This window comes from Nocardia sp. NBC_01499 (assembly GCF_045040275.1).
GTDB lineage: Bacteria > Actinomycetota > Actinomycetes > Mycobacteriales > Mycobacteriaceae > Nocardia.
In genome coordinates this window covers 7878057-7895334 of record NZ_CP109426.1, presented here as the reverse complement: position 1 = coordinate 7895334, position 17278 = coordinate 7878057, and the positions used below count along the sequence as shown (strand labels likewise).

Here is a 17278-nt window from a genome sequence, read left to right as displayed (position 1 = left end):
AGGGTGCGCCCGGCTGATAACGAAGCTGCTAGGTTTGCTGTGGACTCCCTGCCGCTTCACCGGGCGCACATCAACAAAACACCTGCCAGGGTGGTGATGTGTGCGGCTTCGGGCGGCCCGAAACAAGTCCCCCGAATCCCCAGCAAACCTCCCGTGGCAGTTGCCATGATCTACCCGACGCGGGTCGAACGGCCCGCCCGAAGTGGGGAGGACTTCATGCCGGACACCGGATCTACCCTGCCGCGAAGGCAACTCGGCCGATATCTGACGGAGTGGCGCAGTCGTGCGGGGATGAGTCAGCAGAAAGCCGCCGAGCTACTGGAGATGGGTTCGAGCAGTCTGCAACGACTGGAGCGCGGACAGAACAGCAGGATCAAGGTGCGCGATATCCAGGCGGCGTGCGATCTGTACGGGGTGCCAGGTGAGCTGGTCGATGCGCTCATCGGGCTGGCCCGGCAGGCGAGCGTCAAGAGTTGGTGGCACGAATACGGTGACCTCATACCGAAGGACTTCGATGTCTTCGTAGGCCTCGAATCGGCCGCGGTCGAGTTGCGCTCCTACCATCCCGAATTGGTACCCGGCCAGTTCCAGACACCCGACTACCTTCGCGCTCTGGCGGAACTCCGCTTTCCGGAAGCCGCTGCGGCGGAGCACGACCGGTGGATCCAACTGAAGATGCAACGGCAGAACATAGTGACGCGCAAGACCAACCCCACCACGGTCAAGGCCGTGATCGGCGAGGCGGCGCTGCGCCGTGTCTCCGGCAGCCCGAGAACCATGGCCGCACAGCTCAAATGGCTCGCCGACGTCAGTACGCGGCCGAATGTCACAATCCAAGTACTCCCCTTCCGCGCTGGATTCCCTGTCGGGGCATACATCGGCCCGTTTGTGATCTTGGATTTCGGAATGACTGCGGCCGACGAGCCCGTGGAGCCAACGGTGGTCTTCATCGAGGGCAGCTCGATCGGCAACCTCTACCTCGAAAAACCGGAGGATGTCAGACGCTACGATGATTTGTACGAGGGCATCGGCCACGCAGCGTTGGATGCCACAGCCAGCAGGAATCTGTTCCGGCAGGTAGCAAGGGAGTATCTAGCGTGACCGTCGACCTAACTGGCGCTGAATGGTTCAAGAGCAGCCGCAGCAACCCCGATGGCGACTGCGTAGAGGTCGCGTTCCTCGCGAACGGCATGATCGGAGTCCGAGACTCCAAGAACCCCAACGGTTCCGCACTGATCTTCACCCCCAACGAGTGGGACACCTTCACCACGGGAGTGACCGATGGAGAGTTCAACCGCCCACAGCCCTGAACGCATCCCCCAGTGAACAGCCCTCGGATCGCTGCACGCGACACCCGAGGGCTTTTGCTCCAGGCTCGCGACAATCAGGCTCGGACCGGCGGCGCAGAGATCCCGCTCAAGAACCCTTCACGAACCTGAAATAGAAGGCCCCGAACACCAGGACGATTCCGATGTTCACTATCAGCCGCTCCCAGAACTGGTGTCTGAAGAACAGGACGTCCACGCCGACCACGACGGCGATCAGCGCGAGCACGTAGAGCACGACGACTGCCTGCCTTCCCATCTTTCCTTTCTACTACGTTCGGTCGCGGTTGACGTGGAGCCGGAGCGTCACAACGCAATCTTGGAACACAAACGGAATCCAGTTCCCCGCTGGCCGAGGTCCGGTCTCAGTGGACAGTTTTCGTCAACGCAGACCGGCTCCCCGCCAGCCACTGCTCAACTCAACCTGACGCTGAGCTGAGCACCGAGTTCGCGAAAGCCCAGTGCAAGGGCGACCCGCCTCGACTCCGACGCCCGCGCCCGCCACTGGGCCAGCAATCCCCCCTCGAGTGCGTGCGCCACCGCCGCGGACCCTGCCACCCGAGCCAAGCCCTGACCGCGCCGATCCGGCGCGGTCAGCACGCAGAGGTGAGCGGTCCGACTCGGCCAGACGCGGTATCCGGCAGCAGCGATCACCTTCCCACCATCCCGAATGACGAACGCGGGAGACGTAATCTCGTCCAACCCACTCTCCGCCGCATCCTGATCACCGGCCACCATCAGGAGCTGGCGCAGTTCGGAATCCTCGACGGCCAGACGCTCGACTGCCAGCGAACCTGCCGAAACAGGCCGGAACCCGTCCCCATCCACGTATGCCAACGCAGCCGGACCCAACACCTCCGCCAAGGGCAACGCCCGCCCGAGCAAGTCCGGATCGACAAGCCCATCTGCCGACAACCTCGCGACCGCGGCCCGAATCGCCACCGCAGCACCGGAACTGGGCGCGGTCACAATCGCTTCCCCTTGCAGCGCAACCACACCCATCCATCCCGGCGGGCAAATCAGCGCCCTAGGCGACACCACCACACTCACGCCGGTTGCCGATGAGAACGAAACCGGCACCGCGGCCAACCCCTCCCACAGCGCTCGAACTCTGACCAGCACGGCGTCCGTCGACATGCCCTCATTCTGCTTCGCCCATCGCCGGGTCGCGACCGCCGCACCTATCCCGGACATGCGACTGCCCCAAGGTTGGGTTCGAGGTCAACCTTGGGGCAGTGGGAACGCACGGGCCGCGGATGCCTGCAGGTGTTCACCCGCGACCAGTTTCTAGCTACCTACCGGAGGACCCGAGGGCGCCCGCTACTCCACCAATGAAGTCGGTGACTGCAATGTATGCAGCAGCGATGGCGACCAAAAGGAACTCCACGACAGATACATCTGTCGGCCGCGACGATTCGTTACCAACTTCTTCGGGCGCGTTCACAGCAGGCGTTCTACCAGCAGCAACGTGCCGATGAGGAGCATGGCGACACCGGAAACGCGGGTGACGATGCGGGCGGCGGTGGGGCGGGCGCGCAGGACGGTGCGGGCCAGGACGCCGACGCACAGGTAGATGGCCGCACAGCTCAGCGTGTGGATCAGGCCGAGGGTGCCGATCTGGGCGGCCAGTGGCCAGGAGCCGGTGCGGTCGGTGAACTGCGGGAGCAGTGCCAGGAAGAGCAGGATCGCCTTGGGGTTCAGCCCGCTGATACCGATACCGCGCAGCACGCTGGTGCCCCACGGGGATGGGTTCGTCTGCTCCGGCATGGCGGCGGGGGTGGTCGAGCTGGCCAGGGTGGTGCCGCCGAGCCACATCAGGTACAGCCCGCCGAACACCGTAAGTACGGTCAGCACAACGGGATTCCGGTCGACCACCGCCGCGACTCCGGCCGCGACCACTGCGGTCAACGCGACATAACCCAGAAGCAATCCCCCGACGGCGGGCAGCACCGATCGCTCACGCAGACCGGCGGCGATCGCGTATGCCCAGTCCGCGCCGGGGACGAGGATCAACAGGACCGACACCGTCCAGAACGCGGCGATGTACCCGACAGCCATGCGGAACTCTCCCTTCGAATCAATACCCGAGGGAAGGATAGGCGAGTTGATCAAGGAGGTGATTCCAAGTTTTCGCAGCTGAGCGGCGATATATGGAAGGATCTCCCCCATGGATCGCGTTGACAGGAAGATTCTTGCCGAGCTGCAAAAGGACGGCCGTTTGACGATCACCGAACTCGCCGCCCGAGTCCGGCTGAGCCTGTCGCCGTGCCACCGTCGGCTGCGGGAATTGGAGCGGTCCGGGGTGATCCGCGGCTATCGCGCGCTGGTCGACGCGGCGGCCGTCGGGCTGACATTCGAGGCGCTGGTTTTCGTGACGATGCGTCAGGAGGATCGCAGCACCGTCGCCGCGTTCGAGCAGGCCGTCGCGGAGATACCGCATGTGCTGCAGGCGCAGCGCCTGTTCGGGGATCCGGATTTTCTGCTGCGCATCGTCGCGGCGGATCTGCCTGCGTTCCAACAGCTTTACGACGAGAAGCTGGCCACGCTACCCGGCGTGCAGCACCTGACGTCGACGCTGGTGATGAAGCATGTGGTGCACGAACGACCGGTGCCGTTGTGACCGATCAGTATCGCTGGCGACGTTCGACGGCTTCCTTGGCCTCTTTGAGACCGGCGCCGGTCAGCTCCCGATAGACCTTGATGGCTTGAATCTTCTTGCCGTGGAACAAGAGTTCGTCGATCTCGGCGAAACTGATTGCGGGCGGTGCGGTCGTCGGCACTACCTGGATCGGTTTCGCGGTGGTGACAGGTAGGTCTTGGATCCCCAAGTGCTGGAGGATCAGATCGAGTTTGAAGTTCAGCGCGTCGATCTTCCGCTCGAGGCGGCGGTTGTCAAACATGATCGAATCGTAGTGACCGCCACCGCCTCTCGAAAGCCAGCGCCTCGAAAGCTAGGCGGCGCCGAGCACCGCATCGGCGAGGTTGGCGGCGGTGTCGAAGCTGGCGGTGTCACCGGCGACCTCCAACAACCGGTCGACACAGCGGGGGCCGGTGACCAGGCGGATCCGGCGGTCGGTGTGCCCAGCCCAGGCGCGCGCCTCGACCAGCACGTGCAGACCGGCGACGCCGAAGAACGTCACCTGGGACAGGTCAACGACCACCAACGATGCGGCGGTACTCAATGAACCGATCAGCTGGGACCGGAACTGGTCAGCGGTATAGAAGTCCACCTCGCCCGCGAGGGCACACAGGGTGACGGTTTCGCTCGGGGCGGTGACGGAAACGCTCAATCGGGCCTCGGGCACACTCGGCAACGTCGCTCGACTTGGTGCCACACCCCGACTCGGGCTCGGTCTTTGCGTAGTGCTCGCCGAAACTGCAGGAGTAGCAAGAGTTGTCGACATGAGGATCTCAGTCCTGTCGCGCACGGCAATTAACGTCCATTGCCAGGCAATGCGTTGCGCTCTGGGCGCCGATGAGCGCCAAAACTAGGCTGTCTGCTCAACCCTGAAGACGGAGTACCCATCTGACGGTGCTTTACACAAAAAGAGAAGCCACCGCGCGCTACGCGATGGCTTCTCTGCTGTCTGTGGTGTGGGGTTACGCCGACTTCTCCCGGCGTTCGGTCCGCTGCGCCTTGCGGGGCACGATGGTCGGCAGCACGTTCTCGGTGACGGTGTCGGAGTCGACAACCACCTTGGCGACGTCGTCGCGGCTGGGGATGTCGTACATCACCGGCAGCAGGACTTCCTCCATGATGGCGCGCAGGCCACGAGCGCCGGTGCCGCGCAGGATCGCCTGATCGGCGATCGCTTCGAGCGCGTCGGTGGTGAACTCGAGGTCGACCCCGTCCATCTCGAACAGCCGGACGTACTGCTTGACCAGCGCGTTCTTCGGCTCGGACAGGATCTTGACCAGCGATTCCTTGTCCAGGTTGGTCACCGACGCGACGACAGGGAGGCGGCCGATGAACTCGGGGATCAGACCGAACTTGATCAGATCCTCCGGCATCACCTCGGCGAAGTGATCGGCGGTGTCGATCTCGGACTTGGATCTGACCTCCGAGCCGAAGCCGATGCCGCGGTGGCCGGTGCGCTCGGAGACGATCCGTTCCAGACCCGCGAACGCGCCAGCGACGATGAACAGCACGTTGGTGGTGTCGATCTGGATGAACTCCTGGTGCGGGTGCTTGCGCCCGCCCTGCGGTGGCACACTCGCCTGGGTGCCCTCCAGGATCTTCAGCAGCGCCTGCTGCACGCCCTCACCGGAGACGTCGCGGGTGATCGACGGGTTCTCGCTCTTGCGGGCGATCTTGTCGACCTCGTCGATGTAGATGATGCCGGTCTCGGCGCGCTTGACGTCGTAATCCGCGGCCTGGATCAGCTTCAGCAGGATGTTCTCGACATCCTCACCGACGTACCCGGCCTCGGTCAGCGCTGTCGCGTCGGCGATGGCGAACGGGACGTTGAGCATCTTGGCCAGCGTCTGCGCGAGGTAGGTCTTGCCGCAGCCGGTCGGGCCGAGCATGAGGATGTTCGACTTGGTGAGCTCGACGACCTCGCCGCGGCTGTCGCGGCCCTTGTCACCGGCCTGGATGCGCTTGTAATGGTTGTAGACGGCCACCGCGAGGGTGCGCTTGGCGGTGTCCTGCCCGATCACGTAGTTCTCCAGGAAGTCCCGGATCTCCGCGGGCTTGGGCAGCTCATCGAGCTTGACCTCGCTGGACTCGGCGAGCTCTTCCTCGATGATCTCGTTGCATAGATCGATGCACTCGTCGCAGATGTACACCCCTGGTCCCGCAATGAGCTTCTTGACCTGCTTCTGGCTCTTTCCGCAGAACGAGCACTTGAGCAGATCGCCGCCATCTCCGATGCGCGCCATCTCGTGGGTCCCTACTTCCTTGTCCGCGTGCAACCGTCCGTCCAGGTTGCCAGCTATCTGCCGTCTTGCTGGTCCGCGCCACCGGCCGTGGTCGCAAACGCGTCGACCGGTTCCGGTGGGTGAGGCAGTGCTGTCAACCAGGAGCAAAGGTCCCTAGGTTGACCGTACCTGGTGTGTGCGATGGAGGTCGACAACTCGAGCATGTTTCTCCGCCGGGTTGTGCGAGTTCTCACGGCACCGGAGCGCGTTGTGTCCGTTCAGCAGCCTTTTCGTGCTCCGGCCGCTTGTTTCATCGTGGCTGAATACCGAAGCGTTTCCGGGCCAGCCGTGACACTGAAGCAGTCCGGCCGGGCAGCACACCACAAGGCGCACTTCCCGGCCGGAATTCCCTGGGTTACAGCAACTTACAAGCGAATCGCCGCCGGGATCGGCGATCCACCCTGTTCACATCACTTCTTCTGAGCACTGAGCTTGCGGTAGTCGAACACCTGGTCGATGATCCCGTATTCCTTGGCCTCCGCGGCGGTCAGGATCTTGTCGCGGTCGGTGTCCTTGCGGATCTGATCCGCGTCCTTGCCGGTGTGGTAGGCCAGCGTGGTCTCCATCAGGCGACGCATGCGCTCGATCTCGGCGGCCTGGATCTCCAGGTCCGACACCTGACCCTGGATGCCACCTTCCAGCGACGGCTGGTGGATCAGCACGCGGGCGTTGGGCAGGCAGGCGCGCTTGCCGGGGGTGCCGGCAGCGAGCAACACGGCGGCGGCCGAGGCGGCCTGGCCGAGGCAGACGGTCGCGACATCGGCACGCACGTACTGCATGGTGTCGTAGATGGCCATCAGTGACGTAAACGAGCCACCTGGCGAGTTGATGTACATGGTGATGTCGCGGTCGGGATCGAGCGACTCGAGCACGAGCAGCTGTGCCATGACATCGTTCGCCGAGGCGTCGTCCACCTGCACGCCGAGGAAGATGATGCGCTCCTCGAACAGCTTGTTGTACGGGTTGGACTCCTTGACGCCGAAACTCGAGTGCTCGATGAACGACGGCAGGATGTAGCGCGACTCGGCGCCCTGCGGTGCCATACCGCCGAGCGCTGCGCGTGGGTCAAACTGGTTGGCCATCTTCGTCTCCAAAGTCTGTGTGTGTAAGCCGCTGATGCGCTGAACGGACAGAGAGTCCGGATGGCGCCTAGTTTTTGCCTACGCCGTTGGCCTGGTTCGCGTGGCTGATCACCTTGTCGATGAAGCCGTACTCCAGCGCGTCCTTGGCGGTGAACCAGCGGTCGCGGTCGGCATCAGCGGCAACCTGCTCCACGGACTTGCCGGTGTGCAGCGCCTGCAGCTCGTTGAGCTCACGCTTGGTGTGCGCGAACTGCTCGGCCATGATCGCGATATCGGCGGCGGAACCACCGATGCCCGCCGATGGCTGATGCATCATGATCCGCGCGTGCGGCAGGGCGAAGCGCTTGCCCTTGGTGCCAGCGGTGAGCAGGAACTGACCCATCGACGCGGCCAAGCCCATGCCGTAGGTGGCGATGTCGCACTCGGCGAACTGCATGGTGTCGTAGATGGCCATACCCGCGGTTACCGAACCGCCGGGCGAGTTGATGTAGAGCGCGATGTCCTTGGTCGGATCCTCCGCCGTGAGCAGCAGGATCTGCGCGCAGATCCTGTTCGCGATGTCGTCGTCGACCTGGGTGCCGAGGAAGATGATGCGCTCACGAAGCAGTCGCTCGTACACCGAATCGCTGAGGTTGAGACCAGCAGTCGCGGACGTCATGACGACCCCTGCCTGATTGACTGTCACGGATACCTGCCTTTTCTTACCGGCTCGTTGGCCGTCGGCCATCTCTGGTTCGTTGTCACAAACATTAACGAAGCAGGGCGGCACCGAACTCCCGGTACCGCCCTTCTTCGCTCACAGCGCAACTTCGCTGGCGCTCAGCTGCGCTGTTCGCGAGGGCGCGCTGTGTCTTTGGTTCACTCGCTTCGCTCGCTCACAGCGCAATCAACGCAGCTTGCCGCCGCATGTCACGCGTGCATTCCATGGAATTTATTCGGCCTTCGCCGTCGCGGTCTCGGTCGACTCGTCGGCCGCGTCGGCCTCAGTGGTCACGTCGGCATCGACGACAGCGTCGGAATCTTCGGGGGCACCGAACATTTCGGCGGTGTCCACCACGTTGCCCTCGGAGTCTGTCACCTTCACCTTGCCGACAACGCCCGCAAGGGCCTTGCCGCGCCGGACGTCGGCGAAGATCGCGCCGAGCTGGCCCGCCTGCTGCACCTGCTGGATGAACTGCTCCGGCGCCAGGCCGTAGCGCTGCGACTGGAACAGGATCCGCTCGGTGAGCTCTTCCTGGCCGACCTGGGTGTTCTCCGCCTCGGCGATGGCGTCGAGCAGCAGCTGGGTGCGCACCGACTTCTCGGCGGACTCCTTGGCGTCCTTGTCGAACTCTTCGCGGCTGGAGCCCTGGGCCTCCAGCGCCTCGGCGAGCTTGGCCTCGTCGTGGTCGAAACCGTGCACCGCGTCGTGGGTGACGGCGTCGATCTCGGCCTGCACGACCGCCTCGGGCAGCGGCACCTCGACCTGCTCGAGCAGGGTCTCCAGCACCTTGTCGCGGATCTGGCCAGCCTGCTCGACCTTCTTGCTGCGCTCGACCCGGCTGCTCAGATCGGCCTTCAGCTCTTCGAGGGTGTCGAATTCGCTTGCCAGCTGGGCGAAGTCGTCGTCGGCCTCGGGCAGCTCGCGCTCCTTGACGGACTGCACGGTGACCTTGATGACGGCTTCCTTGCCCGCGTGCTCACCGGCGACCAGGGTCGAGGTGAAGTCCTTGGACTCGTTGGCCGACAGGCCGATCAGCGCCTCGTCCAGGCCCTCGATGAGCTGGCCGGAGCCGACCTCGTGGGACAGGCCGGTGGTGGCCGCCTCGGGGACGTCCTCACCGTCGACGGTCGCCGACAGATCGATCGAGACGAAGTCGCCGTCCTGGACCGCGCGCTCGACACCGGTGAGGGTGCCGAAGCGCTGGCGCAGCGACTGCAGCTGCTCGTCGATGTCCTCGTCGCCGATGGTGAAGGCGTCGACGGTGACCGCGAGGGTCTCGTAGTCCGGCAGCGTGAGTTCCGGGCGCACGTCGACCTCGGCGGTGAACGCGAGCTCTTCGCCGTCTTCGATCTTGGTGATCTCGATCTCGGGCTGGCCGATGACCTTCACGTCGGCGGCGGTGACGGCCTCGCTGTAGCGGCCGGGCAGCACGTCGTTGACGACCTGCTCCAGCACCGCGCCGCGGCCGAGACGGGCCTCGAGCAGCTTGGCCGGCGCCTTGCCAGGACGGAAGCCGGGGATCTTGACCTGCTTGGCGAGTGCCTTGTACGCGCGATCGAAGTCAGGCTTCAGTTCCTCGAAGGGCACCTCGACATTGATCCGGACCCGGGTCGGGCTCAGCTGCTCGACGGTGCTCTTCACGGACATGCTCCTTGTTCGTCGTCTGTTCTGGTTGAGACGCGATCCCCCGTCGTCCCGGACTTCCACCGGGACCCCGGCACCCGCCGGGCTGGCGAGGGACGCGGCGTACGCATCCCGACCAGGTTAGTTGACCGGCCGGGGCGGGCTGCACTCGGCCGCTTTTCGGGCCCTACTTGCCGACCGACACCGCGTCGGTGACGAAGACCAGCGTCTCGTTCGGCGCGATGCCGCTGCGGCCGCTGGCGCCGTAGCCGAGGTCCGGCGGCACGATCAGCAGTCGGCGCGAGCCCTGCTGCACGCCGATAAGTCCCTGGTCCCAGCCCGGAATGACCTGTCCGCCACCGAGGGTGAGCTGGAACGGGGTGCCGCGATCGAAGGAGCTGTCCTTCTTCTGTCCGTTGGACCAGGTGACCAACGCGTAGTTCATGGTGAGCTGCTGACCCGACGCCGCGCCGGGTCCAGTGCCCTGGATGAGGTCCTTGGTGATGAGCTTCTTGGGCGGGTCGCAGTTGTCGGGGAGGGTGATCTTCGGCGCGGTGCCGAAGTCGCCGCTCACGCCGATGTCCTCCGCGGTGCATTCCCGGCCCTTGCTCACGCTGGGGCCGCCCTGCGCCGGTGTGGTGACCTTCGTGACCGAAGGTGCGGAGGAAGAGGAAGGAGAGGACGACGCCTTGTCGTCCGAGCCACAGGCGACCAGAGTGAACGCTGCCGCGGCCATGGTGCCGATCCCGATGATCCTGCCGAGTGTGTGCATGCGGCGGACCCTAGACCATCGTGGCGGTGAATGTCCGAGTCGCCCTTCGCGCGTCGAACTGCCGTTACGCTGACACTGGAATTCTCCCCCCATGACGAGGAGAGTCGGCGCATGACCCACACGAGTGCGGGTAGCGATACCTCGGCCGACAATGTCGGCGGCGCGGGCGGCGAGACCGTCGCACCGCAGCCCTACCGGCTGACGGATATCGCGGGACCGCTCGACCGCGACGAACTGACCTCGATCGACGCCTTCTGGCGGGCCGCGAACTACCTCGCCGTCGGGCAGATCTATCTGATGACGAATCCGCTGCTACGCGAACCTTTGCTGGCCGAACACATCAAGCCGAGGCTGCTCGGCCATTTCGGGACCGTGCCAGGCTTGAATCTGGTGTGGGTGCACGCCAATCGGGCGATCCGCCAGCGCGGACTGAGCGCGGTTTTCGTGGCTGGTCCTGGGCACGGCGGGCCAGGGCCGAACGCGTGCGGCTGGCTGGAGGGCACCTACTCCGAGCTGTACAGCCATATTCCGCAGGACGCCGCGGGGATGGGCACGTTCTTCGCGCAGTTCAGCTTTCCCGGCGGGGTGCCGAGTCACTGCGCACCGGAGACGCCCGGCTCGTTCCACGAGGGCGGCGAACTCGGCTACTCCCTCATGCATGCCTTCGGCGCGGCGCTGGACCACCCGGATCTGACGGTGTTCTGCGTGATCGGCGACGGCGAGGCGGAGACCGGCCCGCTCGCGACCAGCTGGCACGCCAACAAGTTCCTGAATCCGGCGCGCGACGGCGCGGTGCTGCCGATCCTCGCGCTGAACCAGTACAAGATCGCCAATCCGACCATCCTCGCGCGCATTCCGGAGCAGGAGCTGGTTTCGCTGCTGCGCGGCTACGGCTATGAGCCGATCATCGTGTCGGGCAGCGATCCGACGGCGGTGCACCAGGCGATGGCGATCGCGGTGGATACCTGCATGGAACGCATCGCGCAGATCCAGCGGGCCGCGCGCGGTGGCACCGACAGTGTGCGCCCGATCTGGCCGATGATCGTGTTGCGTACGCCGAAGGGCTGGACGTGTCCGCCGGTGGTGGACGGCGAGCAGGTCGAGGGCACGTTCCGCGCGCATCAGGTGCCGCTGCCCGCCGCGCGCACCGACGCGAATCACCGTGCGGTACTGGAACAGTGGCTGCGGTCCTATCGTCCGGAGGAGTTGTTCGACGAGCAGGGCAGGCCGGTGTCGGAGCTGCTCGACCAGGTGCCCGACGGCGATCAGCGGCTGAGTGCCAATCCAGTTGCCAACGGCGGCAGTCTCGTTCGCGATCTGAACCTGCCTGACTGGCGCGATTTCGGGGTGGCGGTCGCTACGCCGGGCGGGTCACAGCACGAGGCGACCAGGGTGCTCGGCGGTTGGTTGCGCGAGGTCACCCGGAACAACCCGGACAACTTCATCACCTTCGCCCCCGACGAGCTGGCCAGCAACCGGCTGCAGGACATCCTCGAGGTGACCGGGCGTAACTGGCAGGCCGAAATCGGTGAGTACGACGAGAAACTCGACCGCACCGGACGGGTGATCGAGGTGCTGTCCGAGCACATGTGCCAAGGGTTGCTGGAGGGCTATCTGCTCACCGGCAGGCACGGGGTGTTCACCTGCTACGAGGCGTTCATCCACATCGTCGACGCGATGTTCAACCAGCATGCCAAGTGGCTCGACGCCAGTGCGGCGGTGCCGTGGCGGCGGCCCATCGCCAGCCTCAATTACCTGCTCTCCTCGCATGTTTGGCGGCAGGACCACAACGGGTTCACCCATCAGGATCCCGGCTTCCTTGATGTGGTGCTCAACAAGAAGGCGTCGATCGTGCGGGTCTATCTGCCGCCGGACGCCAACACCCTGTTGTCCACCTATGACCATTGCCTGCGTTCACGGCACTACGTCAACGTGGTGGTGGCGGGCAAACAGCCGCAGGCGGACTGGCTTTCGGTGAACGACGCGGCCGAGCACTGTGCCCGCGGCATCGGCATCTGGGACTGGGCAGGCAACAACGACGACCTCGGCACCATCCCGGACGTCGTGCTTGCCTGCGCCGGTGACGTGCCGACACTGGAAACCCTTGCGGCGGCGGCGATTCTGCGTGATCGGCTGCCGGGGTTGCGGGTTCGGGTGGTCAATGTGGTCGATCTCACGCGTCTGCAGCCGCAGGACGATCATCCACATGGCTTGCCGGACAGCGAGTTCGACACACTGTTCACCCACGACCGGCCGGTGATCTTCGCGTTCCACGGCTATCCGTGGCTGGTGCATCGACTCACCTATCGGCGGGCCAACCATGACGGGCTGCACGTGCGTGGCTACCAGGAGCGCGGCACCACCACGACGCCGTTCGACATGGTGATGCTCAATGATCTGGATCGGTTCCACCTGGTGATGGACGTCATCGATCGGGTGCCGAGCCTGGGCGAGCGGGCCGCTGGACTGCGTCAGGAAATGGTGGACGCGCGGTGGGAGGCGCGGGCGTGGACTCGGGAGCACGGCGAGGACATCCCCGGGGTCGCCGACTGGAGTTGGCCGTATCCGACCGCTTGACGTACTTGGATGAAACTTCCTTGCGCGGGTTCCCGCGGTTGCGCGACGATCGCTGAATGCTACTGACGATCACCTGCACACCACCGGAGGGCGCTGCCTGGCCAGCGACCGATCTGGGGTTCTTGCTGCACAAGAACCCCGACCGGGTGCAGGCGTTCGAGCAGTCCTACGGCACGGCGCACGTGGTGTATCCCGAGGCGACGGCCGCACGGTGCACCGCAGCGCTGGTGCTGGAGATCGATCCGATCCGGCTGGTGCGCGGACGTTCGCGTGGGACAACGGATTTCAGCCTCGGTCAGTACGTCAACGATCGGCCGTACGCGGCGTCGTCGCTGCTGTCGGTCGCGATCGGCGCGGTATTCCGCACCGCGCTGCACGGGCGTTGCACGCTGCGACCGGAGTTGGTCGAGACCACGCTGCCGTTGCGTATCCAGCTGCCCGCGGTGCCGTGTCGAGGCGGGGCGGAGGTGGCGCAGCGGATGTTCGCGCCGCTCGGATGGACGGTGACCGCCACTGCCCTGCCGTTGGATCCGGCGTTCCCGGAGTGGGGTGATTCGCACTACCTGCGGGTCGAGTTGTCCGGGACGGTGCGGTTGGCCGATGCGCTCTCACACCTGTATGTGTTGCTACCGGTGCTGGACGGGGCCAAGCACTACTGGTTGGCTGCCGATGAGGTGGACAAGCTGATCCGCGCAGGTGGCGGGTGGTTGGCCGAACATCCGGAGCGCGAGTGGATCACGCGGCGGTATCTGGCGCGGCGGCAGTCGCTGGTGCGGACCGCGTTGGCTCGGTTGGCCGAGGTCGACGAGGTGGAGCCGGAGGCGTTGGACGCGGTGGAAGAGGCGGACGACGAGGGCGACTCGAGTGGTGCCGGTTCGTCCGAAACAGGTTGCGCGACAATTGAAGTGGCGTCCACCGCGAGCGATTCGGAGGGGGCTTCCGTGGACGCGCCGGTGGCTGGCATCGATACGGTGACCGATGGACACCGCGAAGTCGAAACATCGTCGAGTACACCGTCATTGGCGGTGACCCGGCGTGCCGAGGTGCGCGCCGCACTACACGAGGTCGGGGCACGGCGGGTGCTCGATCTCGGCTGCGGCGAGGGCACGCTGCTGCGGGAGTTGTTGTCGGACAAGATATTCACCGAGATCGTCGGTGTCGACGTCTCGATGCGGGCATTGCATATCGCCGAACGCAAGCTGCGGCTCGACCGCATGCCCGAACGCGTGGCGCAGCGGCTGACCCTGCGGCAGGGCGCGCTCACCTACACCGACGCCCGGTTGCGCGGCTATGACGCCGCGGTGCTGATGGAGGTCATCGAGCACGTGGATCCGCCGCGTCTCGGTGCGCTCGAGCACGCGGTGTTCGCGGCGGCGGCGCCGGGGGCGGTGCTCGTCACCACGCCCAACGCGGAGTTCAACGTGCGCTTCGAGACGTTGGCGGCCGGTACGTTTCGGCATGACGATCACCGATTCGAGTGGACCCGAGCCGAATTCGCGGCATGGGCCGACGCAGTGGCGGCGCGGCACGGGTATACCGTGCGGTTCGTGCCGATCGGCGCGTCCGACACAGAGGTCGGGGCGCCGACGCAAATGGCGGTATTCACGAAGACCGAGTTCACCACCATCGAGCGGGAAGGGGCAGCGTGATGACGGAACTTTCGGTGCCCGAGCTTGCCCTCGTGGTGTTGATCGGCAGCACCGGATCGGGCAAGTCGACGTTCGCGCGCAAGCACTTTCGGCCGACCGCCGTGGTGTCCTCCGATGCCTGCCGCGGCATCGTCAGCGACGACGAGAACGACCAGTCGGCCACCACCGAGGCGTTCGCCCTGCTGCACCACATCGCGGGCGTTCGGCTGCGGCGCGGGCTGCGCACGGTCGTCGACGCGACCAATGTGCAGGCCAAGTCACGCCAGGAACTGATCGCGGTGGCGCGTGCGCACGACGTGCTGCCGGTGGCGATCGTGCTGGATGTGCCGGATTCGGTGTGCCTGGAACGTAATTCGACACGCGCGGACCGGGCCGCGCTCGGCGCGCACGTGGTCGTCCGGCAGCAGCGCGAGCTGCGGCGCAGCCTGCGTGGGCTGGAGCGCGAGGGCTTCCGCAAGGTGTACGTGTTGCGCGGGGTGGCCGAGATCGCGGCGGCGACCATCGTCGACGAGAAGGCGTGGAACGACAAGCGGGAGCTCACCGGGCCGTTCGACGTGATCGGCGATGTGCACGGCTGCCGTGCCGAATTGGAAACGCTGCTCGGCGAACTCGGCTATGTCATCGATCGCGATGCGGGGGGCCGGGCGATCGGCGCGCGACACCCGGACGGGCGTACCGCGGTGTTCGTCGGCGACCTGGTCGATCGCGGGCCGGACACCCCCGGCGTGCTGCGGCTGGTGATGGGCATGGTCGCGGCGGGAACCGCGCTGTGCGTCACCGGAAATCACGAGAACAAGCTCGTGCGCGCCCTCGACGGCAAGCAGGTGCGGGTCGCGCACGGCCTCGCCGAGTCGCTGGCACAGCTCGAAGCCGAGGACGAGGTCTTCCGCAAGGAGGTGCGCGACTTCTGCCGCGCGCTGGTCAGCCACTACGTGCTCGACGGCGGCAAGCTCGTCATCGCGCACGCGGGGCTGAAGGAGGAGTTCCACGGGCGTGCGTCGGGCCGGGTGCGCTCCTTCGCCATGTACGGCGAAACCACCGGGGAGACAGACGAATACGGCTTGCCGGTGCGTTACCCGTGGGCCAATGACTATCGCGGCCGCGCCACCGTGCTGTATGGGCACACGCCGGTGCTCGATCTGCAGTGGGTGAACAACACGCTGTGCCTTGACACCGGCGTGGTGTTCGGCGGCAGGCTCTCGGCGTTGCGCTATCCAGAACGTGAGCCGGTTTCGGTTGCGGCGGAGTCGGTTTGGTACGAGCCGGTGCGCCCGCTGGAGGCTACGACGATCAGCACAGCCGAAGGTGTGGTGCACCGAGATCCCGGCGTGCTCGATCTCGATGACGTGATCGGCCGCCGGGTGGTCGAAACTCGGTATCACGGGCGGGTCGGCGTGCAGGAGGAAAATGCCTGCGCCGCACTGGAAGTGATGAGCCGCTTCGCGATCGACCCGCGCTGGCTGGTGTACCTGCCGCCGACGATGGCACCGGTTGCGACCTCGTCGCTGGCCGGTCATCTGGAACACCCGGCGGAGGCGTTCGCCTACTACCGCGCCGAGGGCGTCGACCAGGTGGTGTGCGAGGAGAAGCACATGGGGTCGCGCGCGGTAGTCCTGGTTGCCCGGTCGGCGCAGGCCGCGCGGGACCGATTCGGCGTCGACGACGGGGCTACCGGTGTGATCTACACGCGCACCGGTCGTCCGTTCTTCGACGATCCGGTGCACACCGAGACGCTGCTCGCCAGGGTGCGCGCGGCCGCCGAGTCCGCGGGACTGTTCGATGAGCTGCGCAGCGAGTGGCTGCTGCTCGACACCGAGTTGATGCCGTGGTCGGCGAAGGCGATCGGCTTGCTGCGCAACCAGTACGCGGCCGTCGGCGCGGCGGCGCGGGCGGCGTTGGGTGCCGCAAGCGAGGTACTGGCGGCGGTGGCCGAACGTGGACTGGATGTCGCCGACCTCGCGGGCCGCACCGGTGCGCGCAAGGACGACGCCGCGGCGTTCACCGACGCCTACGGCCGCTATTGCTGGCCGGTCGACGGCATGGCCGGTCTCCGGCTCGCACCGTTCCAGATCCTCGCCGGTGAAGGGGCGAATTATGCGGTGCGCGAACATGATTGGCACCTCGCGCTGATCGATCGACTGGTCGCGGCCGATGCCGAGCTGTTCGCGCCGACCGGACGGATGTTCGTCGACCTGACCGACCAGGACAGCGCGGCGGCCGCCACCAACTGGTGGACCGAACTCACCGCGGCGGGCGGCGAGGGCATGGTGGTCAAGCCTCGGCAGGCGCTGGTTCGCGGGCCGAAGAAGTCCGAGGGTGCGACGGGCGATGGGCGTCTGGTGCAACCCGGCGTGAAATGCCGTGGGCCCGAGTACCTCCGGATCATCTACGGGCCGGACTACCTGCGCGAGGCGAACCTGGATCGGCTGCGCTCGCGCGGTCTCGGGCGCAAGCGCTCGATGGCGTTGCGCGAGTACGCCCTCGGTCTCGAGGCGCTGGACCGGCTCGCCGCCGGTGAACCGCTGTGGCGGGTGCACGAGGCGGTCTTCGCGGTGCTCGCGCTGGAGTCGGAACCGGTCGATCCGCGACTATGAGAGCACCCCGTCGCACGGCAACCGCTGCCGTGC

Annotated in this window: 16 protein-coding genes; 6 read left to right on the top strand and 10 right to left on the bottom strand. The window is 65.9% G+C overall.

The window, feature by feature from the left end; all coding sequences use genetic code 11:
* Positions 1-3: 3 nt before the first annotated feature.
* Together OG203_RS36145 and OG203_RS36140 are read left to right on the top strand one after the other, a co-directional pair.
* On the top strand, positions 4-1101 hold the full coding sequence (locus tag OG203_RS36145) for a helix-turn-helix domain-containing protein (protein ID WP_405161688.1): 1098 nt from the start codon (positions 4-6) through the stop codon (positions 1099-1101).
* On the top strand, positions 1098-1310 hold the full coding sequence (locus OG203_RS36140) for a DUF397 domain-containing protein (RefSeq protein ID WP_405161687.1): 213 nt from the start codon (positions 1098-1100) through the stop codon (positions 1308-1310). Before OG203_RS36145 ends, OG203_RS36140 begins: the two co-directional genes overlap by 4 nt.
* Positions 1311-1416: 106 nt before the next feature.
* Here OG203_RS36140 and OG203_RS36135 read toward each other — a convergent pair whose 3' ends face one another.
* The 3 genes from OG203_RS36135 to OG203_RS36125 all read right to left on the bottom strand — a co-directional run bounded on the left by OG203_RS36135 (position 1417) and on the right by OG203_RS36125 (position 3383).
* Positions 1417-1584, bottom strand: a complete 168-nt coding sequence (locus OG203_RS36135) for a hypothetical protein (RefSeq protein ID WP_405161686.1) — start codon at positions 1582-1584, stop codon at positions 1417-1419.
* A 155-nt stretch (positions 1585-1739) separates the two neighbouring features.
* Positions 1740-2462 (bottom strand): GNAT family N-acetyltransferase, encoded by a 723-nt coding sequence (locus OG203_RS36130; protein ID WP_405161685.1) that lies wholly within the window; start codon positions 2460-2462, stop codon positions 1740-1742.
* A 303-nt stretch (positions 2463-2765) separates the two neighbouring features.
* Positions 2766-3383 (bottom strand): LysE family translocator, encoded by a 618-nt coding sequence (locus tag OG203_RS36125; protein WP_405161684.1) that lies wholly within the window; start codon positions 3381-3383, stop codon positions 2766-2768.
* Positions 3384-3492: 109 nt separating this feature from the next.
* Between OG203_RS36125 and OG203_RS36120 the strand changes: the two genes are divergently transcribed.
* Positions 3493-3945 carry an Lrp/AsnC family transcriptional regulator gene (locus OG203_RS36120; protein ID WP_405161683.1) on the top strand — a complete coding sequence of 151 codons (453 nt, stop codon included), beginning with the start codon at positions 3493-3495 and terminating at the stop codon, positions 3943-3945.
* Positions 3946-3949: 4 nt separating this feature from the next.
* Here OG203_RS36120 and OG203_RS36115 read toward each other — a convergent pair whose 3' ends face one another.
* The 7 genes from OG203_RS36115 to OG203_RS36085 form a co-directional block, all read right to left on the bottom strand.
* Positions 3950-4225, bottom strand: a complete 276-nt coding sequence (locus tag OG203_RS36115) for a ribosomal protein L7/L12 (protein WP_405161682.1) — start codon at positions 4223-4225, stop codon at positions 3950-3952.
* Between the two features lie 51 nt (positions 4226-4276).
* Positions 4277-4660 (bottom strand): STAS domain-containing protein, encoded by a 384-nt coding sequence (locus OG203_RS36110; RefSeq protein ID WP_405161681.1) that lies wholly within the window; start codon positions 4658-4660, stop codon positions 4277-4279.
* A gap of 265 nt (positions 4661-4925) precedes the next feature.
* A complete protein-coding gene (gene clpX / locus OG203_RS36105) occupies positions 4926-6206 on the bottom strand; it encodes an ATP-dependent Clp protease ATP-binding subunit ClpX (protein ID WP_150403131.1) in 1281 nt (426 codons plus the stop codon).
* Between the two features lie 449 nt (positions 6207-6655).
* Positions 6656-7327, bottom strand: coding sequence for an ATP-dependent Clp protease proteolytic subunit (locus tag OG203_RS36100; protein ID WP_364727875.1), 672 nt, complete (start codon positions 7325-7327; stop codon positions 6656-6658).
* Between the two features lie 67 nt (positions 7328-7394).
* Complete coding sequence (locus tag OG203_RS36095) at positions 7395-7985, bottom strand: ATP-dependent Clp protease proteolytic subunit (RefSeq protein WP_405161680.1); 591 nt, start codon at positions 7983-7985, stop codon at positions 7395-7397.
* Positions 7986-8258: 273 nt separating this feature from the next.
* Positions 8259-9671: a trigger factor gene (gene tig, locus OG203_RS36090; RefSeq protein WP_405161679.1), complete on the bottom strand. Its 1413-nt coding sequence runs from the start codon at positions 9669-9671 to the stop codon at positions 8259-8261.
* A 169-nt stretch (positions 9672-9840) separates the two neighbouring features.
* On the bottom strand, positions 9841-10425 hold the full coding sequence (locus OG203_RS36085) for an FKBP-type peptidyl-prolyl cis-trans isomerase (protein ID WP_405161678.1): 585 nt from the start codon (positions 10423-10425) through the stop codon (positions 9841-9843).
* Positions 10426-10536: 111 nt separating this feature from the next.
* Here OG203_RS36085 and OG203_RS36080 point away from each other — a divergent pair, with 111 nt between their 5' ends.
* From OG203_RS36080 to OG203_RS36070, 3 genes are read left to right on the top strand one after another with little or no spacing between them, the layout of a single operon-like run.
* The gene (locus tag OG203_RS36080) at positions 10537-13002 is read left to right on the top strand and encodes a phosphoketolase (RefSeq protein ID WP_405161677.1); all 2466 of its coding nucleotides are present in this window, start codon (positions 10537-10539) and stop codon (positions 13000-13002) included.
* Positions 13003-13058: 56 nt separating this feature from the next.
* Complete coding sequence (locus OG203_RS36075; RefSeq protein ID WP_405161676.1) at positions 13059-14651, top strand: 3' terminal RNA ribose 2'-O-methyltransferase Hen1; 1593 nt, start codon at positions 13059-13061, stop codon at positions 14649-14651.
* Positions 14651-17245, top strand: coding sequence for a polynucleotide kinase-phosphatase (locus OG203_RS36070; protein ID WP_405161675.1), 2595 nt, complete (start codon positions 14651-14653; stop codon positions 17243-17245). Before OG203_RS36075 ends, OG203_RS36070 begins: the two co-directional genes overlap by 1 nt.
* The last annotated feature ends 33 nt before the right edge of the window (positions 17246-17278 follow it).